The sequence below is a fragment of the Kribbella sp. NPDC058693 genome, assembly GCF_042715335.1.
Classification (GTDB): Bacteria; Actinomycetota; Actinomycetes; order Propionibacteriales; family Kribbellaceae; genus Kribbella; species Kribbella jiaozuonensis.
Genome location: NZ_JBHXSQ010000001.1, coordinates 723,423 through 748,690 on the forward strand (window position 1 = coordinate 723,423; position 25,268 = coordinate 748,690).

27 protein-coding genes are annotated in these 25,268 nt (G+C 68.8%); 8 read left to right on the forward strand and 19 right to left on the reverse strand.

Annotation, left to right across the window (positions count from 1 at the left end; genetic code table 11):
- Window positions 1-40: 40 nt before the first annotated feature.
- Window positions 41-1,024, forward strand: a complete 984-nt coding sequence (locus ACFWUU_RS03420; RefSeq protein WP_380172318.1) for an oxidoreductase — start codon at window positions 41-43, stop codon at window positions 1,022-1,024.
- Window positions 1,025-1,065: 41 nt separating this feature from the next.
- Window positions 1,066-2,055, forward strand: coding sequence for a GNAT family N-acetyltransferase (locus ACFWUU_RS03425; RefSeq protein WP_380172320.1), 990 nt, complete (start codon window positions 1,066-1,068; stop codon window positions 2,053-2,055).
- A 55-nt stretch (window positions 2,056-2,110) separates the two neighbouring features.
- On the opposite strand, the gene ACFWUU_RS03430 is transcribed toward ACFWUU_RS03425, so the two are convergent.
- From ACFWUU_RS03430 to ACFWUU_RS03465, 8 genes are all read right to left on the reverse strand, one after another.
- The gene (locus ACFWUU_RS03430; RefSeq protein ID WP_380172322.1) at window positions 2,111-3,064 is read right to left on the reverse strand and encodes a hypothetical protein; all 954 of its coding nucleotides are present in this window, start codon (window positions 3,062-3,064) and stop codon (window positions 2,111-2,113) included.
- A gap of 116 nt (window positions 3,065-3,180) precedes the next feature.
- Window positions 3,181-3,849, reverse strand: a complete 669-nt coding sequence (locus ACFWUU_RS03435) for a GNAT family N-acetyltransferase (protein WP_380172324.1) — start codon at window positions 3,847-3,849, stop codon at window positions 3,181-3,183.
- Window positions 3,849-4,778 (reverse strand): GTPase Era, encoded by a 930-nt coding sequence (gene era / locus ACFWUU_RS03440; RefSeq protein WP_137253811.1) that lies wholly within the window; start codon window positions 4,776-4,778, stop codon window positions 3,849-3,851. Before era ends, ACFWUU_RS03435 begins: the two co-directional genes overlap by 1 nt.
- Window positions 4,762-5,097, reverse strand: a complete 336-nt coding sequence (locus tag ACFWUU_RS03445) for a cytidine deaminase (RefSeq protein ID WP_380172326.1) — start codon at window positions 5,095-5,097, stop codon at window positions 4,762-4,764. Before ACFWUU_RS03445 ends, era begins: the two co-directional genes overlap by 17 nt.
- Before the next feature lie 40 nt (window positions 5,098-5,137).
- Complete coding sequence (locus tag ACFWUU_RS03450) at window positions 5,138-6,442, reverse strand: hemolysin family protein (protein WP_137253809.1); 1,305 nt, start codon at window positions 6,440-6,442, stop codon at window positions 5,138-5,140.
- A gap of 18 nt (window positions 6,443-6,460) precedes the next feature.
- Window positions 6,461-6,940, reverse strand: a complete 480-nt coding sequence (ybeY, locus tag ACFWUU_RS03455) for an rRNA maturation RNase YbeY (protein ID WP_137253808.1) — start codon at window positions 6,938-6,940, stop codon at window positions 6,461-6,463.
- Window positions 6,937-7,863, reverse strand: a complete 927-nt coding sequence (locus ACFWUU_RS03460) for a PhoH family protein (protein WP_380174261.1) — start codon at window positions 7,861-7,863, stop codon at window positions 6,937-6,939. The genes ybeY and ACFWUU_RS03460 overlap by 4 nt, the downstream gene beginning before the upstream one ends.
- 137 nt (window positions 7,864-8,000) lie before the next feature.
- Window positions 8,001-8,939: a hypothetical protein gene (locus tag ACFWUU_RS03465; protein ID WP_380172328.1), complete on the reverse strand. Its 939-nt coding sequence runs from the start codon at window positions 8,937-8,939 to the stop codon at window positions 8,001-8,003.
- 114 nt (window positions 8,940-9,053) lie between these two features.
- Here ACFWUU_RS03465 and ACFWUU_RS03470 point away from each other — a divergent pair, with 114 nt between their 5' ends.
- On the forward strand, window positions 9,054-9,563 hold the full coding sequence (locus tag ACFWUU_RS03470) for a SigE family RNA polymerase sigma factor (RefSeq protein WP_233714626.1): 510 nt from the start codon (window positions 9,054-9,056) through the stop codon (window positions 9,561-9,563).
- The gene (locus ACFWUU_RS03475; protein ID WP_380172330.1) at window positions 9,560-10,681 is read left to right on the forward strand and encodes a Gmad2 immunoglobulin-like domain-containing protein; all 1,122 of its coding nucleotides are present in this window, start codon (window positions 9,560-9,562) and stop codon (window positions 10,679-10,681) included. The genes ACFWUU_RS03470 and ACFWUU_RS03475 overlap by 4 nt, the downstream gene beginning before the upstream one ends.
- Here ACFWUU_RS03475 and ACFWUU_RS03480 read toward each other — a convergent pair.
- The 10 genes from ACFWUU_RS03480 to ACFWUU_RS03525 all read right to left on the reverse strand — a co-directional run bounded on the left by ACFWUU_RS03480 (window position 10,674) and on the right by ACFWUU_RS03525 (window position 18,659).
- Window positions 10,674-12,068, reverse strand: coding sequence for a sensor histidine kinase (locus ACFWUU_RS03480; protein WP_380172332.1), 1,395 nt, complete (start codon window positions 12,066-12,068; stop codon window positions 10,674-10,676). The genes ACFWUU_RS03475 and ACFWUU_RS03480 overlap by 8 nt on opposite strands.
- On the reverse strand, window positions 12,068-12,769 hold the full coding sequence (locus ACFWUU_RS03485) for a response regulator transcription factor (protein ID WP_137253803.1): 702 nt from the start codon (window positions 12,767-12,769) through the stop codon (window positions 12,068-12,070). Before ACFWUU_RS03485 ends, ACFWUU_RS03480 begins: the two co-directional genes overlap by 1 nt.
- Before the next feature lie 23 nt (window positions 12,770-12,792).
- Window positions 12,793-13,002, reverse strand: coding sequence for a hypothetical protein (locus tag ACFWUU_RS03490; RefSeq protein WP_380172334.1), 210 nt, complete (start codon window positions 13,000-13,002; stop codon window positions 12,793-12,795).
- Window positions 13,002-13,424: a hypothetical protein gene (locus ACFWUU_RS03495; protein ID WP_137253801.1), complete on the reverse strand. Its 423-nt coding sequence runs from the start codon at window positions 13,422-13,424 to the stop codon at window positions 13,002-13,004. Before ACFWUU_RS03495 ends, ACFWUU_RS03490 begins: the two co-directional genes overlap by 1 nt.
- Window positions 13,425-13,524: 100 nt before the next feature.
- Window positions 13,525-13,854, reverse strand: a complete 330-nt coding sequence (locus tag ACFWUU_RS03500; protein ID WP_137253800.1) for a helix-turn-helix transcriptional regulator — start codon at window positions 13,852-13,854, stop codon at window positions 13,525-13,527.
- A 42-nt stretch (window positions 13,855-13,896) separates the two neighbouring features.
- Window positions 13,897-14,613, reverse strand: a complete 717-nt coding sequence (locus ACFWUU_RS03505) for a 16S rRNA (uracil(1498)-N(3))-methyltransferase (protein WP_380172337.1) — start codon at window positions 14,611-14,613, stop codon at window positions 13,897-13,899.
- Entirely contained in the window at window positions 14,614-15,756 is a 1,143-nt protein-coding gene (gene dnaJ / locus ACFWUU_RS03510) for a molecular chaperone DnaJ (protein ID WP_137253798.1), read from the reverse strand.
- A 26-nt stretch (window positions 15,757-15,782) separates the two neighbouring features.
- Window positions 15,783-16,811 (reverse strand): heat-inducible transcriptional repressor HrcA, encoded by a 1,029-nt coding sequence (gene hrcA / locus ACFWUU_RS03515; protein ID WP_170989656.1) that lies wholly within the window; start codon window positions 16,809-16,811, stop codon window positions 15,783-15,785.
- 109 nt (window positions 16,812-16,920) lie between these two features.
- Window positions 16,921-18,024 carry a Gfo/Idh/MocA family protein gene (locus ACFWUU_RS03520; protein ID WP_380172339.1) on the reverse strand — a complete coding sequence of 368 codons (1,104 nt, stop codon included), beginning with the start codon at window positions 18,022-18,024 and terminating at the stop codon, window positions 16,921-16,923.
- Entirely contained in the window at window positions 18,009-18,659 is a 651-nt protein-coding gene (locus ACFWUU_RS03525; protein ID WP_380172341.1) for a ThuA domain-containing protein, read from the reverse strand. The genes ACFWUU_RS03520 and ACFWUU_RS03525 overlap by 16 nt, the downstream gene beginning before the upstream one ends.
- Window positions 18,660-18,763: 104 nt before the next feature.
- Here ACFWUU_RS03525 and ACFWUU_RS03530 point away from each other — a divergent pair, with 104 nt between their 5' ends.
- From ACFWUU_RS03530 to ACFWUU_RS03540, 3 genes are all read left to right on the forward strand, one after another.
- On the forward strand, window positions 18,764-19,534 hold the full coding sequence (locus tag ACFWUU_RS03530) for an MBL fold metallo-hydrolase (RefSeq protein ID WP_380172343.1): 771 nt from the start codon (window positions 18,764-18,766) through the stop codon (window positions 19,532-19,534).
- A 90-nt stretch (window positions 19,535-19,624) separates the two neighbouring features.
- Window positions 19,625-21,160: an NCS1 family nucleobase:cation symporter-1 gene (locus tag ACFWUU_RS03535; protein WP_380172345.1), complete on the forward strand. Its 1,536-nt coding sequence runs from the start codon at window positions 19,625-19,627 to the stop codon at window positions 21,158-21,160.
- A gap of 10 nt (window positions 21,161-21,170) precedes the next feature.
- Window positions 21,171-21,995: a DUF3097 domain-containing protein gene (locus ACFWUU_RS03540; protein ID WP_380172346.1), complete on the forward strand. Its 825-nt coding sequence runs from the start codon at window positions 21,171-21,173 to the stop codon at window positions 21,993-21,995.
- Here the strand turns inward: ACFWUU_RS03540 and ACFWUU_RS03545 are convergent.
- Window positions 21,970-24,546: a DUF3376 domain-containing protein gene (locus ACFWUU_RS03545; protein ID WP_380172348.1), complete on the reverse strand. Its 2,577-nt coding sequence runs from the start codon at window positions 24,544-24,546 to the stop codon at window positions 21,970-21,972. The two genes, ACFWUU_RS03540 and ACFWUU_RS03545, sit on opposite strands and share 26 nt — an antisense overlap.
- 118 nt (window positions 24,547-24,664) lie before the next feature.
- Here ACFWUU_RS03545 and ACFWUU_RS03550 point away from each other — a divergent pair, with 118 nt between their 5' ends.
- The gene (locus ACFWUU_RS03550) at window positions 24,665-25,267 is read left to right on the forward strand and encodes a hypothetical protein (protein WP_137253790.1); all 603 of its coding nucleotides are present in this window, start codon (window positions 24,665-24,667) and stop codon (window positions 25,265-25,267) included.
- The last annotated feature ends 1 nt before the right edge of the window (window position 25,268 follow it).

A 25,268-nucleotide genomic window follows, 5' to 3' on the forward strand; every position in this document is an offset into this window, starting at 1 on the left:
AAGCATTCTGCGTCCGGCCCCCGGACCCTAGCGTTGAAGCATGCAAACACCAATGGGATCTGGATTCACCGCCGCGTCGACGACGTACGACGTGATGGAAGGCATCGACCTGCACGGCAAGGTCGCGATCGTCACCGGCGGATACTCCGGTTTGGGCAAGGAGACTGTCCGCGCCTTCCGGTCCGCCGGTGCCGACGTGATTGTGCCCGCGCGCGATGTCGCCCGGGCGGCCGGTGAGTTGGCCGATATCGACGGGGTTGTCGTCGAGGAACTGGACCTGCTCGATCCGGCGAGCATCGATGCGTTCGCCGATCGTTTTCTGGCGAGTGGACGGGCGCTGCACATCCTGGTGAACAGTGCGGGCATCATGGCGAACCCGCTGACCCGGGACGCCCGCGGGTACGAGTCGCAGTTCGCGACGAATCATCTCGGGCATTTCCAGCTGACGACACGACTGCTTCCGGCTTTGCGACAGGCCGGTGGTGCGCGGGTGGTGGCGGTGTCGTCGCGCGGGCATCGGTACAGCGGCGTCGATTTCGACGACCCGAACTTCGAGCATCGCGAGTACACGCCCTACCCGGCGTACGGGCAGTCGAAGACCGCGAACGTGTTGTTCGCCGTCGAACTGGACGCGCGGGAGCGGGCCAACGGGATCCGCGCGTTCGCCGTACATCCGGGCAGCATCATCACGCATCTGACCCGGTACTCGAACCGCGAGACGTTGCGCGAGGGCGGGTTCCTGGACGAGAACTACGAGCCGATCATCGATCCGGAGCGCGGGCTGAAGACGGCCGAGCAAGGTGCGGCGACACAGGTGTGGTGCGCGGTCAGCCCCCAGCTCGACGGGTACGGCGGGGTGTACTGCGAGGACGTCGATATCGCGACGGTTCATCGGTCCGACGCACCGGACACCGACGTGCTGGCGGTGACGCCGGGCGCGTTCGGCGTATTGCCGTATGCGATCGACCCGGAGAACGCGCGGCGGCTGTGGAAGCTCAGCGAGGAACTTCTCGACCGCGGATAAACCAGTCGCGGTAAACCGGTCGCTCGGTGGACGCTGTGCCTGTGGAGATCACAAAACTGTCCCCCGACGACGAAGCCGGGTGCGCCGAAGCCGTTGCCATCAAGAGCGCGGGCCTCAAGCTCGACTGCCCGGAGATGGTGGAGCCGACGGTGCGTGGGTATGCCAACATGCTCCGCTACGGGTGGGACATGGAGCCCGAATACGCCTATCTCGCACGGGAGGCCGACGGGACCGCGGTCGGGCTGCTGGCCGTGGGCGTCAACACGTACGACAACACGAACCAGATCTGGATCGACGTGGACGTCCATCCCGATCATCGTGGACGTGGTGTCGGGTCGGCGTTGGTCGAGTACGCCGAGGGATTCGCCCGCGAGCTCGGACGGGACACGGTCGGCTACGGCTGCATCGACCTGCCGAAGGCGGATGCGTTCGCCCGCCGGCACGGGTTCGTCCAGAAGGCGATCGAGGTGAACCGTCGGCAGGACCTGACCGGGCTGGACTGGGATGTGGTGCAGCGGCTGTACGACGACGCGGTCGCCGCGTCCACGTCGTACGAGCTGACCAAGCTGACCGGGCCGCTGCCGGAGGAGTTGCTGGAGGACATGGTCACGCTGACCGCCTCCATCAACGACGCCCCGAAGGACGACCTCGACATGGAGGACGACGTCTACAGCCCCGGGCGGCTGCGCGCGTACGAAGAGGCGCAGTCCAAGAGCGAGCACACCGTGTACCGCGTGATCGCCCGGGAGAAGTCCACCGGCGCCCTCGCCGGCCACACGGTCATCTCCGTCGAGCGCGAGCGTCCCCACCTCGGCGAACAGCACGACACCGCCGTGGACCGGGCCCACCGCGGCCACCGCCTCGGCGCCCTGGTCAAGTCCGCGATGCTGCTCTGGCTCCGCGAGGCCGAGCCCGCGCTGACCCAGGTGGACACCTGGAACGCGGAGTCCAACAACCACATGATCAGCATCAACGAGCAGCTCAACTACAAGATCGTGGCGCGCATCCTCGCGTACCAGAAGAAGATCTGACAACAGACCGGGGGCGCCGCAACCAGCGGCGCCCCCGGCTTCTATTGCTAACAGATCACTCGCCGACGAGCTGGTTCCAGTGGCCGGTGATCGAGAAGATGCCGGTACCCGCGATGGTGCCGCCGGTGACCCGGCCGTAGGACGTGACCGCCGTCGCCGAGCCGTTGAACTTGCTCATCGCGTACTGGTACGCCGAGTCGGTCTCGTTGTCGAAGCCGGTCACCAGCGTGCCGCCCTTGACCCCGCACTCCCTGGCGGCCAGCGACTCGTACGCCGCGAAGCCCGTGCTCCGGACCAGCTTCAGGACCGGCTTGGTCGAGGCCGCGGCCGGGATCCGGACCGTCCACAGCGCGCCCGCCTTGGTGGTCATCAGCAGCGTGTCGTAGGTCGGGGTCTCGGAGATCACGGTCATCGCCTTGAAGCCCTTGAAGCCGGCGAAGTGGCCGAGTGCCCGGAAGGTGGCGCCCGACGCCGCGTAGCGGTAGAGGCTGCCGTTGGTGCTCAGCCCGTACAGGTACGAGCGGTTCGGCGCCGTGATCGCGTAGTTCGAGGTCACGAGCTGGGTGAAGCTGGTCCAGCCGGAGCCGATCCGCGCGTACGTCGGCCGTGCGTTGTCGGTGTCGAAGTACGTGACACCGCGGTACAGCGTGCCGTTCTGCACGAGCAGGCTGTGGTAGTAGAAGTGCGTGTCGGTCTGCACGCCGTACCACGTCGTGTTGAGCCGCGTGCCGACGAACGGGAACTCCGCGAAGAACTCACCACGCGGCGGCTTGCCCGGCGTGACGAGTGCGTCGTTGATCCCCGGCGTCGGGGTGTTGAAGCCGACATCCTGCAGGCATCCCCCGGAGGCGAGCTTGGTGTTCGGCGTGGTCTTCAGGTTGCCCTTGGCTGCGTGGGCGATCGCGGGCGTCGGCTCTGACCGGACGGCCGCGGTGGCAGGGACAGCGGCAGCCGTGCCGGCGAGTATGCCGACCCCGGCCAGGGCAAGCGCGAAGCGCTGCAATTTCATACTGGGAGTCCCCCTCAGGACATGAACAACCTCGATGGGCCTCGAGATCGAGCGCGAGCATAACCTGCGCGGGGGACGAACGCGCCGCGATTGCACGTTGTTGCAACGGTTCCAGGCTAGACCGCCTGGACCACTGTGACCTTCATCTCGTTGGAGAGCGTGAAACCCAACGATTTGTACAGGCGGATGGCGTTGGTGTTGGTGCCGCCGGTGTGCAGAAACGGGGTGCGGCCGGTCGCCGTGATGTGGTCGGCGACCGCACGGATGAGGCGGGTGGCCAGGCCTTGGCCCTGGTAATCCGGGTGGGTGCAGACGGCGCTGATCTCGGTGTGGTCCGGTAGCGCGAAGCGGGTGCCGGCCATGGCGATCAGCTCGCCGTTGCGGCGGATGCCCAGGTAGGTGCCCAGCTCGATCGTGCGGCTGCGGAACGGGCCGGGGTCGGTGAGGGCTACCAGGCTGAGCATCTCGGGTACGTCGTCGACGCCGAGGACCACCGTCTCGGGATCAGGGGCAGGAAGCGACGCGGGAGCGACGAACTGGACCAGCGGGATCGCCAGGTCCACCTTCAGTACGTCGGGGATCGGCAGGCCCGGCCGCATCAGGGCTCCCGTCGTCCCCGGGCCGAGCAGCGCGGCCGCGTCGGCCCAGTCCTGCTCGGTCGGCTCGTCGGGCAGGGCGAGGAACGGCGCGACGGCCGACGGGTAGCGGCGGGTGTTGCCGCGGACCTCGGCGAGGTTGGCGTGCCGGCCGGTGAGGGCGGCGTACACGGGATTCTGCAGATTCATCAGAATCCCAGTTTGCGCAGGTTCTTCGCGTCTGTCTGCCAGTTTTTGGCGATCTTCACGTGCAGGTCGAGGTACACCGGCGTACCGAGCAACGCCTCGATCTGCTTCCGGGCCGCCGCGCCGACCTCACGCAGCCGGGCGCCCTTGTGGCCGATCACGATGCCCTTCTGGCTCTCGCGCTCGAGGAAGATGTTCGCGTAGATGTCCAGCAGCGGCTTGTCCTCGGGACGGTCCTCGCGCAGGTTCATCTCGTCGATCGTGACCGCGATCGAGTGCGGCAGCTCGTCCCGGACACCTTCCAGCGCGGCCTCGCGGATCAGCTCGGCGACGAGCGTCTCCTCGGGTTCGTCGGTGATGTCGCCGTCCGGGTACAACGGGAATCCGTTCGGCAGCAGCTTCACGAGCTCGTCGGCGACCACGTCGACCTGGTAGCCGGACGTCGCGGACACCGGCACGATCGCGGCCCACTCGATCCCGGCGGACTCCCCCAGGGCCTGGATCTCGGCCAGGTGCTCGACCATCCGGTCCGGCTCGACCAGGTCGGCCTTGGTGGCCAGGGCAACCTTCGGCGTCTTCGCGACCTTCGCCGCCTCGCTGACCAGGAACCGGTCGCCGGGGCCGATCTTGTCGCTGGCCGGCAGGCAGACCGCGATCACGTCGACCTCGGCCCAGGTGGTCTTCACCAGGTCGTTCAGCCGCTCACCCAGCAGCGTGCGCGGCTTGTGCAGCCCGGGGGTGTCGACCAGGATCAGCTGCGCGTCCGGCCGGTGCACGATCCCGCGGACGGCGTGCCGCGTGGTCTGCGGCTTCGACGAGGTGATGACGATCTTCTGACCCACCAGCGCGTTGGTCAGCGTGGACTTGCCGGCGTTGGGCCGACCCACGAAGCAGGCGAACCCTGCCTTGAATTCCTCAGGTGTGGACGACATCGCGGGCCTCTCCGGTGCCATTGGCATGTACTACGGGAATGTTGGCGCCGGCGAAATGACGGACGACCCCGACATCGACGGACTCGGCGTCGGTGACGACCGCGGCCGCCTCCAGACCCTTCACCCCGGACGCGAGCGCCATCGCCACGGCCAGCTGCAGTGCGGTCAGCTCGACGGTGTCGAGCGCGACGGTGCAGGCGGCGTACGTGCGTCCGTCGGAGTCGCGGACGGCGGCTCCTTCAGCGGCCCGGGTCCGGGCCCGGGCAGCGCGGGCGAGCGTGACGAGTTTGGCGTCCTCGGCCGAGAGATCTGACAACAAAACTCCAAAGACGATGATGAGGAGCGGGTGGGCTCCTGGGTCAGGCGTGCTGGTGGTTCTGGTCCTGGGGCGCGGGAGTGGGCTCCTCGCGTCGTACCAGAACCGTACCTACCTGGTTGCGGCGACCGGACGGCCGCTCCGCCGTCAGCGACAGGCCCTCGATCGCGACCTCGGCGCCGGGGATCGGCACCTTGCCGAGCAGCTTGGCCATCAGACCGCCGACCGTGTCCACATCGTCGTCGTCCAGCGGTACGCCGAACAGCTCGCCGAGCTCGTCGATCGGCAACCGGCTCGACACCCGGTACGAGCCGTCGGACAGCTCCTGCACCGAGTCCGGGTCCTCGTCGTACTCGTCGGTGATCTCGCCGACGATCTCCTCGAGGATGTCCTCGATCGCGACGAGTCCCGCCGTACCGCCGTACTCGTCGACGACGATCGCCAGGTGCATCCGGGCCGCCTGCATCTCGCGGAGCAGCTCGTCGACCGGCTTGGAGTCCGGGACGTACATGCACGGCCGCATCACCGACTCGACCCGCTCGGTCGACTCGGCCTGCGCATTGTCGTAGACGCGGCGCATCACGTCCTTGAGGTAGACCACGCCGAGGATGTCGTCGAGCGACTCGCCGATGACCGGGATCCGCGAGTAGCCGGACCGCAGCGCCAGCGAGGTGAGCTGGCGGAGCTTCTTGTGCTTCTCGATGTAGACCATGTCGGTCCGCGGCACCATCACCTCGCGGACGATCGTGTCGCCGAGCTCGAAGACCGAGTGGATCATCTGCCGCTCGCCGGACTCGATCACCGCGGACTTCTCCGCGTAGTCGACCAGCGCGCGCAGCTCGGCCTCGGTCGCGAACGGGCCTTCGGCGAACCCCTTGCCCGGGGTCAGCGCGTTGCCGATCAGGATCAGGAACTTCGGCAGCGGACCGAGGATCTTCGTCAGCGCCATCACCGGACCGGCCGAGATGATCGCGAACCGGTCCGAGTGCTGCCGGCCCAGCGTCCGCGGCGCGACCCCGATGATCACGTACGACACCAGCACCATCACCACAGCGGTGATCAGGATGTGTTCCCAGGTCACCGACAGGACGCCGGACAGCGCCTGGGTGACCAGCACGATCGCGGTGATCTCGCAGATCAGCCGGAGCAGCAGCAGCGAGTTCAGGTAGCGCGGGGCGTCGGACAGCAGGTCCCGCAGCCGGACGGCGCGCAGGTTGCCCAGCTCGACCTGCTCGTTCGCGCGCACCTTCGAGTACGACGACAGCGCTGCCTCGGCGCCGGCGAACAGACCGGCGAGCAGGACGAGCACCGCAGCCACAACCAGGAGAACGAGGTCGTGGGAGGTCACCGCAACGTCACTCCTGCCTCAGACACTCTCGAGCCGGTTTCCAGGTGCCCGCCATGCTTCCAGCAGGCGGCCCTGGATGTCCCACATCTCCGCTTTCTCGGCGGGTTCCGCGTGGTCGTACCCGAGCAGGTGCAGGATGCCGTGCACCGTCAGCAGTTCCAGCTCGGCCCAGGTGCCGTGGCCGGCCTTCGCGCCCTGCGCGGCCGCGACGGTCGGGCAGAGCGCGATGTCGCCGAGATGACCGAGCGGCAGGTCGCCGTCGTCATCGTCGGACGGACCGGGCCGCAGCTCGTCCATCGGCCACGACATCACGTCGGTCGGACCCGGCAGGTCCAGGAACTCGACGTGATACCGCGCCATGGTGTCCTCGTCGACCAGCTTGATCGACAGTTCACACTCCGGGTGCAGCCGCAGGGACGACATCACGAACCGGCTGAGCCGCATCAGTCCGTGGGCGTCGATCTCCACCCCGGACTCGTTGTTGACCTCGACGTTCATCGGTGGTTGTCAGCACTACCTTCATAGTTTTCGTACGCCGAGACGATCCGGCCGACCAGCTTGTGCCGGACCACGTCGTGCGAGGTCAGCCGGCAGAAGGTCAGGTCCTGCACACCCTCGAGGATGTCCTGGACCACACGCAGCCCCGAATTCGTCCCGGTCGGCAGGTCGACCTGGGTGACGTCGCCGGTGACGACCATCTTCGAGCCGAAACCGAGCCGGGTGAGGAACATCTTCATCTGCTCCGGCGAGGTGTTCTGCGCCTCGTCCAGGATGATGTAGGCGTCGTTCAGCGTCCGGCCGCGCATGTAGGCCAGCGGCGCGATCTCGATCGTGCCGGCGGTCATCAGCCGTGGGATCGACTCCGGGTCGAGCATGTCGTGCAGGGCGTCGTACAGCGGGCGCAGGTACGGGTCGATCTTCTCCGACAGCGTGCCGGGCAGGAACCCGAGCCGCTCACCGGCCTCGACGGCCGGCCGGGTCAGGATGATCCGGTTGACCTCCTTGGCCTGCAGCGCCTGGACCGCCTTGGCGACGGCCAGATAGGTCTTGCCGGTACCGGCCGGGCCGATGCCGAAGACGATCGTGTTCTTGTCGATCGCGTCGACGTACCGCTTCTGGTTCAGCGTCTTCGGGCGGATCGTGCGGCCGCGGCTGGACAGGATGTTCTGTGTCAGCACGTCGGCCGGGCTCTCGGCGGTGGCCTGCTTGATCATCGCGATACTCCGCTCGACCGAGTCGGCGGTCAGCCCGTGCCCGGTCCGGATCACCGCGATCAGCTCGTCGATCAGCCGCTCGGCCAGGGCCAGTTCGGCCGGCTCACCGTTCAGCGTGATCTCGTTGCCGCGGACCATGATGTCGGCGGCGAACTCCTTCTCGACGACGCGGAGGAACTCGTCCCGGGCTCCGAGCAGGGCCACCATGTCGATGCTGTTCGGCACGACGATCTTGTGCGACGCCTGCGCGCTGGCGGCGGCGCCGTTCGCGCGCGCCTCCGGTTCGATACTGCGTGGCCTGGACAGGCTCTTCCTCCTGAGTACTGGGTGTGTGATCTCCCATGCTAGCCGCCCCGTCCGACACCCTCACTCGTAATTCCCCGGGACACGCTCCCCGGGCGCTTCTCGGGGGCCGGCGGCGGCTTGGCCGCACGGCCCGGTGCGGCGTTCGGGGCGAGTACGGCGCTCAGCCGGTCCAGCTCGGTCTGCGCCCGTTCCAGTCCCATCCGGCGGTCCCGTTCGGCGGCCCATTCGCGGGACGGGTGCAGGTTGACGGTGACCCCGCCCGGGGACGGGCGCAGCATCTCGCCCAGGTCCTGGCGGCGGTACCGGTCGGCCACGTCCGGCGACTTGTTCCGGTTGCGCTCGTAGCTGCGCAGCATCCGGTACGTCGCCTCGACCGCGGCCCGCGTCGACCCGGAGCTCGCGGGCGGCCGGTCGAACTCGTCGGAGTGCGTGTTCTTCCCGTCGTCGATCCCCACCGAATGGACGGGCGTGAACACGTGCAGCGACTCCACCCGCGCGGTCGGATCACCGTCGTACACGGAGTCGTCGCGCCAGGCGTGTGCGCCGGAGTAGCTGTCCTGCAAGGCGTGGGCGGCCGCGCCGAGGTACCTGAACTCGGCATCACCGGACGCGTGGGCGGTCGCGAGCTGCTCGAACAGGTACTCGGTGTTTGTCGCGAAGTTGTCCCAGCCCTTGCGGAACGGGTCCGCCATGAAGTGCTCGCGCTGCACGTTCGGATTCGCGTACGCCGAGTGCGTGGTCGGGCCGGGACCGGCATACGGGAAGGACATCCCGGTGCCGGCGTAGTTGTCGATCCGGCCGGCGCCGAGCGGGCGGTCCTGGTACGCCTGGGCCTTGTCGAGCGCCGCCGCGTAGTCGTCCTGTCGCAGGCCGTGGATCGTCGCGTCCGGCTCGGCCAGGTGCTGGTAGAGCCGCGTGACCGCGGCGTACGTGATGTCGTGATGGCCCGACCACCGGCCGTCACCGCGCTGCTTCATCTCCTCAGGTTCCCATCAGATCGGGCCATTTGGTGTCAGCTCTGTTGTCAACCTGGGACAGGGTCTTGGCGTCGTCTTTTCGTGGCTCAACCGGCCGTGGTGTACGAAGAGTGCGTGACACATGAGTCCTCGTGGGATGCCGACGAGGCGCTGACGGCTGTCTACACCGCTCATTACACCTCGCTCGTCCGCCTCGGTTCGCTGCTACTGCGCGACACCGGTGCGGCCGAAGAGATCGTGCAGGACGCGTTCGTCGCGATGCACGGTCGCTGGCACCGGCTGCGCGACCCGCACAAGGCGCTCGCGTACCTGCGGACCGCGGTGGTGAACCGCTGCCGGTCCCGCCAGCGCCACCTGGTCGTCGTGGACAAGCACACCCCGAAGTCACTCCCCGACGAGCCCAGCGCCGAGCAGGCGGTACTGCGGACCGCCGAGACGGACCGGGTGATAGAGGCGATGCGGACCCTGCCGGAGAAGCAGCGCACCGTGATGGTGCTGCGGTACTACGGCGACCTGTCGGAGGCCGAGATCGCCGACACGATGGGCATCAGCCGGGGCTCCGTGAAGAGCCACGCCGCGCGCGCGACCAAGTCGCTGCGCCAGCTCCTGGAGCAGAACGTATGAACGACCAGAACCCGAACGAGCCGTTCGACGAGCTGATGCGCCGGGCCCTGCACGACGAGGCCGACCGGATCGAGCCGACCGACGCGCTGCCGGAGATCCGCGCCCGCGCGCACGCCCAGCGCCGACCCGCCCGCCGCCCCTGGCTCCTGACCGCGGGCGTGGCCACGGTCGGCACCGCGGCGGCGATCGGCGCGTTCACAGTGTTCAACGGGAACAACAACCTCGCGAACGACGGCGACGCGGTGGCCGGCCCGGGTACGACGACCAGCGCTTCCGAAGTACCGCACAGTCAGACGCCCACGAGGGTTACGCCGTCTCCTGCCCCGGCGACGGTGCCGCGGGCGACGTCACCTGCCGTGAAGACATCGCAGCCGACGGACCGCGGGAAGCCGGAGCAGTCCGTGTCGAGTGCCGTCGTACCGGTCTATTGGCTCGGGGCGAACGTCGGTGCGCAGGCGAAGTCGACGGCTCGCCTGTACCGCACCTGGTCCAAGGTCAGCGGTCATCCCGCCGAGGAAGCCGTCCGGATCATGACCACCAAGCAGCCGGAGGACCCGGACTACTACTCGGTCTGGCGCGGCGCCGCGGTCAACTCCGTGACCCGCTCGGACGGGGTCGTGACGGTCGACTTCAAGCAGCTGCCGAAGACCACCCTGGCCCCCGACCTCGCGAACGTCGCGACGCAGCAGCTGATCTACACGGTGCAGGGCGCGCTGGCGGACGACACGTCCGCGGTCCAGATCACCCAGCAGGGCCGGGCCGGTCAGAAGCTGTTCGGCCAGGTCGACACCAGTGCGCCGCTCGGCCGGGCGCAGGCGGCGGACGTCCAGGCGCTGGTCTGGATCACCTCGCCGAGCGAGGGCGCGGTGACCGGCAGCAAGGTCACGGTGCAGGGCACCGCGAACGCGTTCGAAGCGACCGTGAACTACCAGCTGACCAATCTGAAGACCCGCGAGACGAAGAAGAGCTTCACCACCACCGAGGAAGGCCAGAAGTTCTCGCCGTTCACGTTCTCGGTCTCGCTCAGTCCGGGCCCGTGGCAGATCGACGCCTACCTGATCTCCGACGCCGACGGCAGCATCACGAACACGGACTCGAAGACGATCGTCGTCAAGTAGCCGGCAGCACGAGCGTGAACGCCGCGCCGCCTTCCGGTGCAGGACCTGCGGTGAGCGTGCCACCGAGCCGCGTGACCAGCCCGTGGGCCAGTGCGAGGCCGATTCCGGAGCCGACCGGCCGCCGGCCGCGGTACTTCTGATTGAGTACGCCGGGCTCGAACGCGACCGCGTAGTCCTCCACAGCCAGCCCCGGACCGCCGTCGCGGACCTGGATCGTGACGGCACCGGGCGCGTGGCCGAGCGACATCGTGAGCTGTGCCTGCGGCGGAGTGACACGCAGAGCGTTCTCGGCCAGGCCGTCCAGGACCTGCCGGATCCGGCGCGGATCAGTCGTCGTGACCGCCGGCACCGGCGGCAGGTCGAGCCGGAACCGAACACCTTGCCGCTCGCAACGAACGCGCCAGACCTCGGCGCACGCGACCAGCGTCTCCCGCAGATCCACCTCGGCGAGGTCGAGCTGGAACTGATCCGCTCCGATCCGGGCCAGGTCGAGCAGGTCACTGACCAGCCGCTCGAGGCGCTGCGACTCCTGCTGGATCACGTGACCGGCATGCCGCGGATCGGTCGCGACCCCGTCCGCGAGCGACTCGGCGAACCCGTGCACGGCGGTCAGCGGCGTACGCAGCTCGTGCGAGACCGAGAGCAGGAACTCGCGCTGCCGCGCCTCGCTGTGCTGCAACGCGATCGAGAGCTCGTTGACCGCGGCAGCCACCTCGGCCACCTCGGTCGGTCCTTCCACCGGTGCCCGGAGGTCGCGCCGGCCCTGACGCATCGCCGCGGCGACATCCGCGGTACGGCGCAACGGACGCCCGAGCAGACGCCCGAGCAGGGTCCCGGCCAGGGCCGCGACCAGCAGACCGGCGCCGAGTGCGAACAAGATGTTGCGAACCAGGGTTCGCCGGGTGTCGGCAGCCAACCGGACCGGCTCGACCAACGCGAATCCCGAGCTGTCGCCGAGGCCGCGGGCCTCCACCAGGTAGTCGGTGCCGCCGACCCGCACCTCGGTGGAGATCTGTTGCGTACTGCCGATCTCGCCGAGCCCGGCCGTGATCGCTGCCTGGGTGGAGGATCCGTCGGTCGACTGGACGCCGCGCCGCGGCAGGAGCAGTACGACGACGATGCCCTGCCCGCGGACGACCTGCGCAACCCGGCCGAGCCCGGCCGCACGTGAACTCAGGCCGCGCTGGTCCACCTGCCCGGCGATCACGTCCGCCTGCGCGGCCAACGACTGCTGCAGCACGTTCTGCGCCGAACGTCTGGCCAGGCCCGCCATCACCAGACCGGCCACCAGTACGGCGACTCCGGCGACAGCCACACAGGTCAGCACGATCCGGGTGGCCAACGAGCCGCGACCCACCTCGTCCGGCGTTCGGACCTCGGCCGCCATCAGTCGTGTTCGGCCGCGTAGCCGACGCCGCGGACGGTGCGGATCGGGCTGGCCGCGCCGAGCTTGGCACGCAACTGGGCGATGTGTACGTCGACCGTGCGCGTGCCGGCGGCGGACTGGTACCCCCAGACCGAGCTGAGCAGCTCGTCACGCTCGAACACGCGGCCGGGGCGCCGCAGCAACTGCGCCAGCAGCTCGAACTCCGTCGACGTCAGGTTCACCTCGGCCTCACCCGCCCAGGCCCGTCGGCGACCGGCATCGACCCGCACCAGGCCGACCGAGAGTATTTCGCCGGCCGGCGAGGCTCCGGCCGGAACGCCGCCGGACGCGCGCCGGAGGACGGTCCGGACGCGGGCGGCAAGCTCCCGCGGACTGAACGGCTTGGTCACGTAGTCGTCCGCGCCGAGCTCGAGTCCCAGCAGGCGATCGAGCTCGTCGTCGCGAGCGGTGACGAACAGGACCGGCGTCCAGTCGCCCGCGGCCCGCATCGTCCGGCAGACGTCGGCGCCGTCACGGCCCGGCAGACCGATGTCGAGGATCACCGCGACCGGGTGCAGCCGCCGCCAGGCAGCCAGCGCCGATTCGCCGTCCGACTCGATCCGGACGGCGAATCCGTCGCGGCGCAGGTACAGCTCGATCACCTCGGCGATCGCCGCCTCGTCCTCCACCACCAGGACCAGCCCGCGACCGGCGTCGGCCATCCTGTGCTCCCGGGAATCCTCGGTCAGGGTGTCTCGTCCCCGGCCAGCTCGCGATCGATCGCGTCCAGGGTAGACCCGATCTGATCGAGCTCCTGCTCCGGCGACCCCACCTGTCGGGTCGCCGGAGCAGGACCGGTGCCCTGCCCACCGGGCTCGTTGCCGGAGCTGCCGCAGGCGGTCAGTCCGAGTCCGAGACACGCCGTACCGAGCACGACGGCCAGGACCTTGCGCATCACTTGGCCGCCTGGCAGTACTTCGCCTTGAACGCCTCGAGCTTCGTCTTGGCCGCACCGAGGTCCTGGAGCCGCCCGGAGCGGCGTTCGGCACGCTTCTCCAACCGGTCCGCGACCTTGGTGTGCCCCTTCGTCTTCTGCTCGGCGGCCCGCGCCTTCAGCCAGGCGACCGAGCCCTTCACGTCGGCGCCGCCGCCGATCCGCTGGGCCAGCTTGTCGCGCCGCTCGAGCATCTTCGGCAGCCGGTCGGCGCAGAGTTTCTGCGAATCCTCCGGGCTCAGCGTGACCTGCTTGTACGACGTACTCGGCGACGGCGCCGGGGTCGGATCGGCCGCGGCGATCGTCGTACTCCCGACGAGTCCGCCGACCAGGACGACCGCCGACGTACCGGCCGCGATCGCACCGCGCACAGACCTGCGCATGTTCTGCTCCTCGTTCTCGTGCCTTTGTGCTGACGAGAACGACTCTGCCCGGCCGGCGTTCGAGGAGCTTCGGGACCGTGTTCGGGGTTTGTAAGAGTTGTCAGTCCGCGCGGTCGATCGTCGCTGACAGGAGGCCCGGGAAGGACTTCTCGAACTCGGTCCGGCGGAGGCGGTTGAGGCGGCGGGCGCCTTCGTCGCGTTGCTCGATCAGGCCGGCGGAGCGGAGTACGGCGAAGTGGTGGCTGGCGGTCGCCTTCTTGACCGGGAGGTCGAAGGTGCCGCAGGCGCGGGACCAGTCGGCGTGGGTGGCGAGGTCGCGCAGGATCGAGCGGCGGACCGGGTCGGCGAGCGCGTCGAGGGCCGTCTGGAGTGGTACCTCGGCCGGGTCGACGTGGCTCAGCGTGCGTGCTCTCGCGGTCTCGACGGCCATCGTGCTCGATCCTTGTTGTTCGGTTCCTGTCTAACAGTCTAGCTAGGTCCAGCGGGAGCGGGCGAGGAGGGCGGCCGCGGCGGCGACGCCTGCGGTTGAGGTCCGCAGTACGGTGTCGCCGAGGCGGACCGGGTCGACGTCGAAGGTCTTCAGCTCGGTCGGGGCGATGCCGCCTTCGGGGCCGATGACGAGCACGATGTCGCCGGACGCGGGGACCTGGAGCGATGCCAGCGGGGTGGTCGCTTCTTCATGCAGTACGACGGGAAGCGCCGCGTGGGCGAGCCGGTCCGCGACCTCGGCGGTGGATGCGATCGGCGCGACCTCCGCGAACCACGTACGCCGCGACTGCTTACTCGCCTCGAACGCCCACGCCCGCCACTTCGCGAGCGTCTTCTCCACCCGCTCCGGATTCGCCCGGAACTGACTCCGCTCCGCATTCCACGGCACGATCACATCCGCGCCGACCTCGGTCAGCATCTCCACCGCAAGCTCAGCCCGCTCCCCCTTGGGCACAGCCTGCACCACAACCACCCGCGGCTCAGCCGCCGCCACACTCCCACGCTCATCAACAGCCACGGTCACACCGCTCTTCGTGGCGGCAACCACCGGGCCTTCGGCCCACATCCCGCGCCCGTCCGTCAGCCGGATCCGCTCGTCCGGCCCGATCCGCCGTACGACCGCCGCATGCCGACCCTCATCACCACCGAGGATCAGCTCGGCACCGGACAGGTCCTCCAGGTGGAAGACCGCGACACCCATCTAGTGGGCGCCGAAGGCGTCGCGGAGGCGGCCGAAGACGCCTTTGTGGGTGGCTTGGACCTGGCCCTGGGGGCGTTCCTCGTCGCGGGCGACGGCGAGTTGGCGGAGCAGCTCGGCCTGGTCGTCGTCGAGCTTCGTCGGGGTCTCGACGATGACCTGGACGATCAGGTCACCACGTCCCGCGTGCCGCAGCCGCGGTACGCCGCGAGCCGTCAACGTCAGCCCGGTCCCGGACTGCGTGCCGGGCCGGATCTCCAGCGGCGTCGTCTCGCCCTCGAGCGTCGGCAGATCGATCGTCGTGCCCAGCGCCGCCGCCGTCATCGGCAGCGTGACCGTGCAGTGCAGATCGTCGCCGTTGCGGGTGAAGATGTCGTGCGGCTCGACCTCGATCTCGACGTACAGATCGCCGGCCGGCCCGCCGCCAGGCCCGACCTCGCCCTGACCGGACAGCTGCACCCGGGTCCCGCTGTCGACCCCGCCCGGGATCTTCACCGTGACGGTACGCCGCGAGCGCACCCGCCCGTCGCCGGCGCACTCGACGCACGGGCTCGGGATAGTGGTGCCGTAGCCGCGGCAGTTCGGGCACGGGCGCATCGTCCGCACCTCGCCGAGGAACGACCGCTGCGTGTGCGTCACCTCGCCCCGCCCGTGGCAGATCTCGCACGTGACCGGCTCGGACCCGGCCGCCGCGCCGGACCCGCTACAGGTCGGACACAGTACGGCGGTGTCGACCTTCAGCTCCCGCGTCGTACCGAAGGCTGCCTCGGCCAGGTCGATCCGCAGCGGGATCAGCGCATCCTGACCACGCCTCGTCCGCGGCCGAGGCCCACGGGTCGCGCCGCCGGTCTGGCCGAAGAACGCGTCCATGATGTCGGTGAACGTGAACGCCTGCCCGAAGCCGGCACCGCCCGGCCCGGCGCCCGCGGTCGCGAACGGGTCACCGCCGAGGTCGTGCATCTGCCGCTTCTGCGGGTCGCTGAGCACCTGGAAGGCGCGCCCGATCTCCTGGAACTTCTGGTGCGCGTCCTCGGAGTCGTTCACGTCCGGGTGGTACTGGCGTGCCAGCTTGCGGTACGCCTTCTTGATCTCGTCCGGTGAAGCGTCACGGCTGACACCTAGGACGGCGTAGTAATCGGTGCTCATACTCCAGACCAGGGGGTTGTCATCATTTAGGAGTCGGCCAGGATCTGGCTGACGTAGCGGGCGACGGCTCGCACCGCGCCCATTGTGCTCGGGTAGTCCATATGGGTCGGGCCGACGATGCCGAGCGTGGCCAGCGCCTCCGACTTGGACCCGTATCCGGTCGCGACCACCGACGTGGTGGCCAGCTCCTCGAACGGGTTCTCGTGGCCGATGCGGACCGTCAGCGTCTGCGGGTTCGTCGCCTCGCCGAGCAGCCGGAGCAGGATCACGTGCTCCTCGAGCGCCTCCAGCACCGGCTTGACGTTCCGCTCGAAGTCGTCGCCGTACCGGGTCAGGTTGGCCGCGCCGCCGACCGCGATCCGCTGCTCGCCGACCTCGTCGGTGAATGCTTCGAGCAGCGTGGTGACGATCGACGCGACCAGCGCCCGGTCGCCCGGCGCGAACAGCTCCGGTACGCCGCCCAGCGAGGTCGTCGCGTCGGTCAGACGCTGCCCGGCGAGGACCGAGTTGAGCCGCGAGCGGAGGTCGGCGATCAGCTGCTCGTCGACGTCGTGCGGGTGCTCGACGATACGCTGCTCGACCCGGCCGTTGCTGGTGATCAGCACCAGCAGCAGCCGGCGTGCGCCCATCGTGACGACCTCGATGTGCCGGACGCTCGAGCGGTTGAGCGACGGATACTGCACGATCGCGACCTGGCGGGTGATCTGCGCGAGCAACCGGACGGTACGGCGGACGACGTCGTCCAGATCGACCGCTCCGGCCAGGAACGACGTGATCGCCTTCTTCTCGGCGATCGACAGCGTCTTGACCGTGCTGAGCTTGTCGACGAACAGCCGGTACCCGGCGTCGGTCGGGATCCGGCCGGCGCTGGTGTGCGGCTGGGTGATGTACCCCTCCTCCTCCAGCGCGGCCATGTCGTTGCGGACCGTCGCCGGCGAGACGCCGAGGTTGTGCCGATCGACCAGCGTCTTCGACCCGACCGGCTCATGGGTCGCCACGTAGTCCTCGACGATGGCGCGGAGAACATCCAGCTTGCGGTCGTCCAGCACGCGCATCACCCTCTCTCGATCGACCCTTGGCACTCGAAAGTTCCGAGTGCCAGTCTACCGAGCCGTAGTACCCACGCCGACGCACTACGGCGTGGGGCGGGTCTCAGCCTCGACCTCAGGCTGTCTCGGGCGACGCTCCCAACGGTACGGCGGCAGGCCGCTGGACCGTACTCGCGACGTCCACAGGCTGATCCTGGACTGCCGCGTCGAGCAGGGACTCGAGTACGTCGAGCACGTGGTACGCCAACGCTCCGTCAGCGCGGTGTGGCTCACCGCGACGAAGCGCCCGCGCCATATCCGCCACGCCGACACCACGGCCCGCACCGGCGTACCCACCGGCGACCGGGACCTCGGTCCACTCGCGCTGCTCGGCCGTGGCGATCTCGACCGTGCCGTCGAAGCCGTTCGGGTCCGGCACCGACAGGCTGCCCTCGGTCCCGTGTACTTCGATCCGCGGCAGGCGGGCCGCCCAGACGTCGAACGACATCAGGACGGTGGTCAGCGCACCGGACTCGTGCTCCAGTACGCCGGTGACATGCGTCGGCACCTCTACCGGGAACGTCGTACCCGCCCGCGGACCGGTGTGGATCTTCCGCTCCTGCTTCGACTGACCGGCCCGCGCGGTGACCCGGCGTACCGGACCGAGCAGGGTGACCAGGCTGGTCACGTAGTACGGCCCCATGTCGAGGACCGGGCCGCCACCGGGCTGGTAGTAGAACTCGGGCGCCGGGTGCCATAGCTCGTGGCCTGGTGTGGTGAAGGCCGCGAAAGCAGCATGCGGTACGCCGATGTCGCCGCGGTCGATCACTGCACGAGCGGTCTGGGTGCCCGTGCCGAGCACGGTGTCCGGTGCGCAGCCGACGCGGAGGTTGTTCGCGGCGGCGTACTTGAGCAGCGGCTCGGCGGCGGTGCGGTCGACGGCCAGCGGCTTCTCGCCGTACACGTGCTTGCCGGCCTCCATCGCGGCCTGATGCACGGGAGCGTGCGCGGCCGGGATGGTCAGGTTGAGGACGATCTCGACGTCGTCCGCGGCGTACAGCTCGTCCGGGGTGAGCGCGCGGATGCCCTCGTGCTGGTCCGCGATCGCCTCGGCGCGGGTGCGGTCCAGGTCGGCGACCGCGACCACGTCGACGCCGGGCAGCTTGCCCAGGTGGTCGAGGTACGTGCCGGAGATGACTCCGGTACCGACGATGCCGATGTTGGTCACTTGCTCGCCCACAGCAGCCCCCGCTCGATGATCGTGCGTACTTCGGGAGTCTCCAGGTCGTCCAGCTTGTGGCCGACCGTGCAGACGAAGACCTTGCCCTCACCCCAGGTGCGGGTCCAGACCGCCGGCATCACCGCGCCCTCGATCCACGGGTAGTCCGGGTGCGAGTCGAACGTGGTGGTGGCGAGCACGTTGTCGGTCGGGTCGTAGTGCACGTAGTACTGCTCGGTGTGCACGTCGAAGTGCGAGATGCCCTGGACGATCGGGTGATCGGCCTTCTCCGGCACGATGTCGACCCGGTAGTCGGTGAACCCGTGCGGGTGCGAGATGAACTGCCCGCCGACGATGAAGTTGTAGTCGGCGCTGTCCCGGAACGAGTCCGCGATCCCGCCGTGCCAGCCGGCCAGTCCGGTGCCGGTCCGGATCGCGGCGTCGAGCGCCTTGACGTGGTCGGCGGGGATCTGGCTCATCGTGACGCACTGCAGCACGAGGTCGACGCCGTCCAGGTCGAGGTAGCTCTCGGTCGTGTCGGAGACGGTGACGTCGTACCCGTTCTCCTTCAGGTACGGAATGAACAGGTCGGTCGCCTCGACCGGGGAGTGACCTTCCCAGCCGCCCCGGACCACCAGTGCACGTCGTTCGGTCACAACGACCACCCTTCGAAAGTTTCGATGTTCCGATCGGAACACTTGCGAGCCTAAGCGCGAGGGAGAGGGCTTGCCAACCACCAGGCTCAAGTAATGTCGACCGCATGAGCACGTGGACGGAAATCGGCGATGGGACCTGGGTTCGGCGGTACGACGAGTGGGACCTGAACGTCGGCCTGGTCGTCGGATCCGACGGCGCGTTGGTGATCGACACCCGCGCCACCACCGACGAAGCCGAGCAGCTGCGTGTACACATCCGCGAGCTCACCGACGCGCCGGTCAAGTGGGTCGTCAACACCCACGCACACTTCGACCACGTCGCCGGCAACAGCGTCTTCGCCGACGCCACGGTCTACCTCCACGAGAACGCAGCAACCGAAGAAGACCTCGCAGGTACGACGTTCGCCGCCGCCAAGGTGATCGACCTGGGCGACCGCCGCGTCGAGCTCCTGCACGTCGGCAACGCGCACACGTCCGGCGACACGGTCGTCGTCGTACCGGATGTGGACGTGGTCTTCCTCGGCGATCTGATCGAGGAGTCCGCGCCGCCGTCGTACGGCGAGGACTCGTTCCCGCTCGAATGGCCGGACACCCTCGAGTCCGCGGTCGGGATGATGACCGCGGCAACCAAGATCGTTCCCGGTCACGGCGCGGTCGTCGACGTCGAGTTCGCTCGCGACCAGGCGATCGACCTGGGCAAGGTCGCCAATACGATCTCCACGCTGCACCACGCCGGCACGCCGCTCGACGATGCCCTCAAGCACACCGAGGACTGGCCATGGCCGGTCGAGAAACTCCAGGACGCGATCCGTCGCGGCTACCAGGCTCTGGGTGCGCCGCAACGCCCAAGTCTGCCCTTGCTCGGCCCGGGATGACCCTTTCGGGTAGTTGTCCGTTGACACGACGTCACCTCGTCGCGCAACTTGTTCGGAACGGACATCGCCCGACCGGATGAGGTGGGACCTGTGGCCACTACCGAGCAGACTGTTCACTCCGATGGTCGGGTCGAGCTGACCGATCCCGATGCGCTGGCCAACAGCCCGTACGCGAATGCCGAGCTGGCGCCGACGCGGTTGCCGGAGCGGACGTGGACGACGTACAACTACGCCGCGCTGTGGATGGGGATGGCGCACAACATCCCCAGCTACCTGCTCGCGTCCGGTCTGGTCGCGATCGGGATGAACTGGTTGCAGGCGTTCCTCACCATCACGCTGGGGAACCTGATCGTGCTCGTCCCGCTGCTGCTGAACAGCCACGCGGGAACGAAGTACGGCATCCCGTTCCCGGTCTTCGCCCGCGCGTTCTACGGCGTCCGCGGCGCGAACTTCCCGGCGCTGCTGCGGGCATTCATCGCCTGCGGTTGGTTCGGCATCCAGACCTGGATCGGCGGCCAGGCGATCTACGTGATCGTCGGCGAGCTGTTCGGCAACGGCTGGTTGAACGCGTCCGCGATCGGCGGGCATCCGTGGACGATGTGGCTGAGCTTCGCGTTCTTCTGGGTGCTGCAGATGGCGCTGATCTTCCGCGGTATCGAGGGTCTGCGCCGGTTCGAGAACTGGGCGGCGCCGCTGGTGACGGTCGCGTTCGTCGCGCTGATGGTCGCGATCCTGGTCAAGGCCGGCGGTTTCGGGCCGATCCTGTCGCAGCCGTCGAAGCTCGGCTGGGACGCCGACTTCTGGAAGATCTTCGCGCCGTCGCTGATGGGCATGATCGCGTTCTGGGCCACGCTGTCGCTGAACATGCCGGACTTCACCCGGTTCGGGAAGGGCCAGCGGCAACAGGTCTGGGGCCAGATCATCGGCCTGCCGACGACGATGTCGTTCATCGCGCTGGTCTCGATCATCACCACCTCCGGCACGGTCGTGCTGTACGGCTCGGCGATCTGGGACCCGGTCGAGCTGACCCGCCGGTTCGAGAACCCGGTGATCGTGACGATCGGCCTGATCATGGCGATCCTCGCGACGATGTCCTGCAACGTCGCGGCCAACGTGGTGAGTCCGTCGTACGACTTCGCGAACGCGCTGCCCCGCTGGCTGAACTTCAAGACCGCGGGCCTGGTGACCGGAGTGATCGGCGTGGTGATCCAGCCGTGGCGGCTGATCTCGGACCCGTCGATCTACATCTTCGTCTGGCTGTCGTTCTACGGCGGTCTGCTCGCGTCGGTGGCCGGTGTGCTGATCGCGGGCTACTGGCTGATCGACCGGACCAACCTGTTCCTCGCCGACCTCTACCAACCGAACGGCCGCTACTGGTACGCCGCCGGCTGGAACTGGCGCGGTGTCGTGGCAACCCTCCTCGGCTCCCTGCTCGCGGTCGGCGGCGCCTACTCGAACCCGGGCGCCGGCCCGTTCCCGCAGGACGGCCTGATCCCGTTCCTCAAACCGCTCTACGACTATTCGTGGGCAGTCGGCCTGGTGGTCGGCTTCCTCGCGTACGTCGCTCTCACGCTCACCGCGCCGAGCCGCCAGTCAACGGCGTCGCACGCGGCTCCTAGTTACTAGAGTTGGCCGGGTGGCTGACAGGTATGGGAACGACGTACTAGCTGGTGACTGGCGCAAGCCGAAGAACGGGCGGACCGTCGAGGTCGAGATCGAGAAGGGGATGGTCGTCGAGGAGCCCACGTCCGGGTTCGTCGGCGCGATCGTGCGCTGGGAGCACGGCGTCGTCGATCTCGAGGACCGGCACGGCAGGATCCGCACGTACCCGCTCGGTCCGGGCTTCTGGATCGACGGCAAACCGGTCAGCCTGAAGCCGCCGAAGAAGGCCGGCCCACCGAAGAAGACGCGGACGGCGTCGGGCTCGGTCGCGGTCGACAACGTCCGGGCCAAGGTCGCGCGCGCCAGCCGGATCTACGTCGAGGGCCGGCACGACGCCGAACTGGTGGAGAAGGTCTGGGGCGACGACCTGCGGATCGAGGGCGTCGTGGTCGAGTACCTCGAAGGCGTCGACGACCTGGTCGAGATCGTCAACCGGTTCCAGCCCGCTCCCGGCCGGCGGCTCGGCGTACTCGTGGACCACCTGGTCGAGGGGTCGAAGGAGTCGAAGATCGCCGCCCAGGTCAGCAACCGCTACGTGCATGTCGTCGGTCACCCGTTCATCGACATCTGGGAAGCGGTGAAGCCGTCGTCGGTCGGGATCAAGGCGTGGCCGCGGATCCCGCACGGGCAGGACTGGAAGAAGGGCGTGCTGCAGTCGTTCGGCTGGCCGGCGACCGATCAGGCCGACGTGGCGGCGGCCTGGAAGCACATCGTGTCCAAGGTGAACAGCTTCGCGGACCTCGACCCGGCGCTGCTCGGCCGGGTCGAGGAGCTCATCGATTTCGTGACTCTGGACTGATCTCCGGCATCCGCTGCTCGAGCCACGCACGGATCCGCCGACGGGCACGCCGTACGTACCAGGTGACCACGCCGAGCACGGCGCTCAGCGCCAGCACGGCCCCGGCGAGGAGCGCCGCGACGAGACGTACGGCGTCGACCGTGCCCGCCAGGATCAGCAGCAGGATCCCGATCACAGCCGTTGCCGCAGGCAACCATGGCTCGAAGATCTGCGGCCGCTGCGCCGGGCTCAGCTTGGCGCCGCGGACCATCCGCTCCCAGGCCGTCTGTCGGGCCGGCTCGGTGAACCAGCGCGCCGTGCGCAACAGCCACGATCCGGGCTGATGCTTGCGGCCCGCGGCGGCCTTCACCCAGTTGCCGACCTCGGGCCCGAGACCGGACGAGACGTCGACCATCCGGTCGGCGATGCCCTTGGTGATCGCACGACCCTCGGGCGACGCGTTGAGCTCGTTCCGCATAGTCACCAGCGCGCCCATCCCGGCGTCGACCGGGAAGTCCTTGGCCAGCCGTTCGATCCGCTCGGCGACCGCGTTGATCTCCCAGCCCTCGGCCTGCAGCACCTGCCGCTGGGTCTCGCGGATCCAGGCCGCGTCCGCACCGAGCATCGAGCCCAGATGCGCGACGCAGTGCAGGCGACCCATCAACCAGTCCCACCGCCGCCAGTCGGCCGCACCGAACGCGCCGAAGTGCCCGACCTGACTGCCGTAGAGGATGCGCTCGTTGAGCTGGTTCGCGATCGAGCCTTCCTGCAGCTCGTCGAGTACGGCGAGCGGAATATCCGGCCCGAGCCGGAGGAACTGGAACGGCGCGCTGCGCTGCTGCGGAGTGCGTGCCGACGTACAACGAGAGACGATCTCGACCTCGAGCGCGGTGTCGACGAGCTCCCAGCCGACCACCGTGACCAGCTCGGCGAACGCGTCACCGAGCGCGCGCTGGATCTGCAACTTCTCGAAGATGTCGTTCAGCCCGACCGCGACGGCCTCCGCGCCACCGGCCGGTCGCAGGTCCAGATCGGCCGCCGCCAGCTCGACGTCGAGCGCGTCGCGGACCGCCTGTACCTTCATCAGGCAGTCGCTGGTCGCGGTCAGCCGCTTGTCCAGCTCCGCTCGCTCGGCCCCCGGCGCCTTGCTGATCCGATTCCGCAGCGAACGCAGGATCAGCCGGACGATCCGCTCGGCCGCGCCGGTCCCCCACAGCCAGCTCGGGTTGCCGTCGGCATCGTCGCGTACGGCGGTCGTCGAACCGTCCGGCCCCGGCACCCACGGATGCTTGGTCGCGAGGATCTCGTCGATCTCCGGCTCCGACAGCGCGGTCGCGGCGTCCAGCACGGTCGACTGGTCGTGGCTCGCGATCGTCACGGCCTCCCAGACCCCACCGGCCGCCCGACCCCGCGAGTACGCCGGTTGCAGCGCCGTGGCAGCCGCCTTCAACCGGACTCGCTCTTCTGGTTGCTTCAGGCAACGATCAAAGAGCCGCTGGGTGTCGGACCAGGACGCATCGGCCTCCAGCAGCAACCGCTCCAGCTGCTCGACATCCGAGCGGAAGTCGACCTCACGCGGGAACTGCACAGCCGACAACGCCGTCACCCGCCAGCTCGGCTCCTTCGCACCAGGCAGGGCGGTCGCGGCGTGCCCGATCCCGGCCGACGGTACGACGTACAGCACGTACCGCGTCGCCTTGCCTGTCACCGGCCGGCGGGCGACCACGTCGAGCACAGGCCCGAACGGCGCGTTGTCGAGTACGCCGCCGTCCACCAGCCACGACCCAGCCTCGGCCGGACCGGGCTGCATCCGCGGCGGACTCGCGGCCAGCTCGGGCGTCTCCAGCACCGGACCGAACGCCGCCGGGAACGACGCCGACGCCCGCGCCGCTCGGGCGAGCAGCTCGGTGTCCTGCAACCCGTTCGTCTCCTTGACCGAGAACTTGCGCTTGGCACCGTCGTACGTCGGCGCGTCCTCGCTGGTGAACCCGTACAGATACCGATGATCCGGTACGACGAACGCCTGCCCGGCCGCGTCCCTGGCCTTGAACTGCTGCACACCCAGCCCGGACGCCGTGACGAACAACGTCACCGGCTCCTCGGCATCGCTGTCGCCCGCGTCGGCCACGCCCTTGAGCAGATCCTCGAGCTGCTGCAGGAAGTACTTGCCGTCGAGCACCGAACTCGACTTCACGCCGGCCGACGGCACGAGCTTGCCCACGTCGAGCGATCCGAGCGCGACCCACTTCTGCCGCAGCCAGGGACCGTTGTCACCGTCAGGGTCCAGCGTCGAACCGTTCGCGATCGCTGTCGCCAGCAACGAACCGTTCAGGCCGCCGGCACTCGTCCCCGCGATCACGTCGACCACCACGCGCCGCCGCTCCTCGCCGCGGTGGCACAGTTCGCGCCAACGGTCGGCCAGGACAGCGTCGTACGGCTGGGATTCCGGCGCGTCGGACCCGCCGGACGCACGCCGGATCAGATCCAGCTCGTGCGTCACCCCGCCCATCCAGACCGCCAGGCTGACACCGCCGTTCAGAACCAGCGCGATCCGGATCTCGTGGTCGGTCATTCACAGTCCCCCTTCGCAGTTAGGGATATCACGAATGCACCGTTGTCGCAGCGGAGAGTGAACAAAAGGTTGTCGCAGTCTGCACAGAGGGTCATTCTGGGTCCTGGGGGTGGTTGTCATGCGGGCGTTGGTTGCGACGGTATCGGTGACAGTCCTGTTGCTGACAGGGTGTTCGTCGACCGACGGCGGTACGCCGACGCCGGTGGTGACCGCGACCGCCGACGACACCACCGAACCGGCGCCCGAACCGACCGATGCCGAGTCGACCCAACCCGAACAGAAACAGCCGTCAATCAGCATCGTCTCGCTCCCGATCGGCCCGGGAGCACAGGCGGATCAACCGTCCGACCAATCGAAGCAGTGCGTCGGCGTGAGCCTGACCGGGCTGGACCTTCCGCACGGCACCACGCTCACCTACGGCACGCCTGGCGTCGATCCGGCATTGTTCGAACTCGACCAGTCGGCCTGCGGCGGCCAGGGGCCGGAGTGCCCCGGCAACAAAGTCACCGCCGACGACCAGCCGGCCTGCTACGTCGGCGTACGTCAGGTCACTCCCGACGAGGGTCAGCACGCCACGCTGGTCGTTCCGGCGACCGCTACCTGCGCCAGCGCCGAGGATTGCGCGTCGATCAAGCAGAACAACACCAGCTCGATCGGATTCGACACGCGTGCGCTGGGGAACCCCGAGCCGAGCGAGACACCCGAGACGCCGACGAGCTGAG

Excerpts from the sequence above, each read along its gene's own strand:
- ACFWUU_RS03500 (WP_137253800.1), bottom strand. The coding sequence starts at position 13,854 with ATGGCCGTCGAGACCGCGAGAGCACGCACGCTGAGCCACGTCGACCCG.
- ACFWUU_RS03420 (WP_380172318.1), top strand. The coding sequence starts at position 41 with ATGCAAACACCAATGGGATCTGGATTCACCGCCGCGTCGACGACGTAC.
- ACFWUU_RS03495 (WP_137253801.1), bottom strand. The coding sequence starts at position 13,424 with ATGCGCAGGTCTGTGCGCGGTGCGATCGCGGCCGGTACGTCGGCGGTC.
- ACFWUU_RS03460 (WP_380174261.1), bottom strand. The coding sequence starts at position 7,863 with ATGGTGGCCCTGCTCGGAGCCCGGGACGAGTTCCTCCGCGTCGTCGAG.
- dnaJ (WP_137253798.1), bottom strand. The coding sequence starts at position 15,756 with ATGAGCACCGATTACTACGCCGTCCTAGGTGTCAGCCGTGACGCTTCA.
- ACFWUU_RS03545 (WP_380172348.1), bottom strand. The coding sequence starts at position 24,546 with ATGACCGACCACGAGATCCGGATCGCGCTGGTTCTGAACGGCGGTGTC.
- ACFWUU_RS03530 (WP_380172343.1), top strand. The coding sequence starts at position 18,764 with ATGAGCACGTGGACGGAAATCGGCGATGGGACCTGGGTTCGGCGGTAC.
- ACFWUU_RS03505 (WP_380172337.1), bottom strand. The coding sequence starts at position 14,613 with ATGGGTGTCGCGGTCTTCCACCTGGAGGACCTGTCCGGTGCCGAGCTG.
- hrcA (WP_170989656.1), bottom strand. The coding sequence starts at position 16,811 with ATGCGCGTGCTGGACGACCGCAAGCTGGATGTTCTCCGCGCCATCGTC.
- ACFWUU_RS03550 (WP_137253790.1), top strand. The coding sequence starts at position 24,665 with ATGCGGGCGTTGGTTGCGACGGTATCGGTGACAGTCCTGTTGCTGACA.
- ACFWUU_RS03465 (WP_380172328.1), bottom strand. The coding sequence starts at position 8,939 with ATGAAGCAGCGCGGTGACGGCCGGTGGTCGGGCCATCACGACATCACG.
- ACFWUU_RS03435 (WP_380172324.1), bottom strand. The coding sequence starts at position 3,849 with ATGAATCTGCAGAATCCCGTGTACGCCGCCCTCACCGGCCGGCACGCC.
- ACFWUU_RS03490 (WP_380172334.1), bottom strand. The coding sequence starts at position 13,002 with ATGCGCAAGGTCCTGGCCGTCGTGCTCGGTACGGCGTGTCTCGGACTC.
- ybeY (WP_137253808.1), bottom strand. The coding sequence starts at position 6,940 with ATGAACGTCGAGGTCAACAACGAGTCCGGGGTGGAGATCGACGCCCAC.
- ACFWUU_RS03485 (WP_137253803.1), bottom strand. The coding sequence starts at position 12,769 with ATGGCCGACGCCGGTCGCGGGCTGGTCCTGGTGGTGGAGGACGAGGCG.
- era (WP_137253811.1), bottom strand. The coding sequence starts at position 4,778 with ATGTCGTCCACACCTGAGGAATTCAAGGCAGGGTTCGCCTGCTTCGTG.
- ACFWUU_RS03430 (WP_380172322.1), bottom strand. The coding sequence starts at position 3,064 with ATGAAATTGCAGCGCTTCGCGCTTGCCCTGGCCGGGGTCGGCATACTC.
- ACFWUU_RS03475 (WP_380172330.1), top strand. The coding sequence starts at position 9,560 with ATGAACGACCAGAACCCGAACGAGCCGTTCGACGAGCTGATGCGCCGG.
- ACFWUU_RS03480 (WP_380172332.1), bottom strand. The coding sequence starts at position 12,068 with ATGGCGGCCGAGGTCCGAACGCCGGACGAGGTGGGTCGCGGCTCGTTG.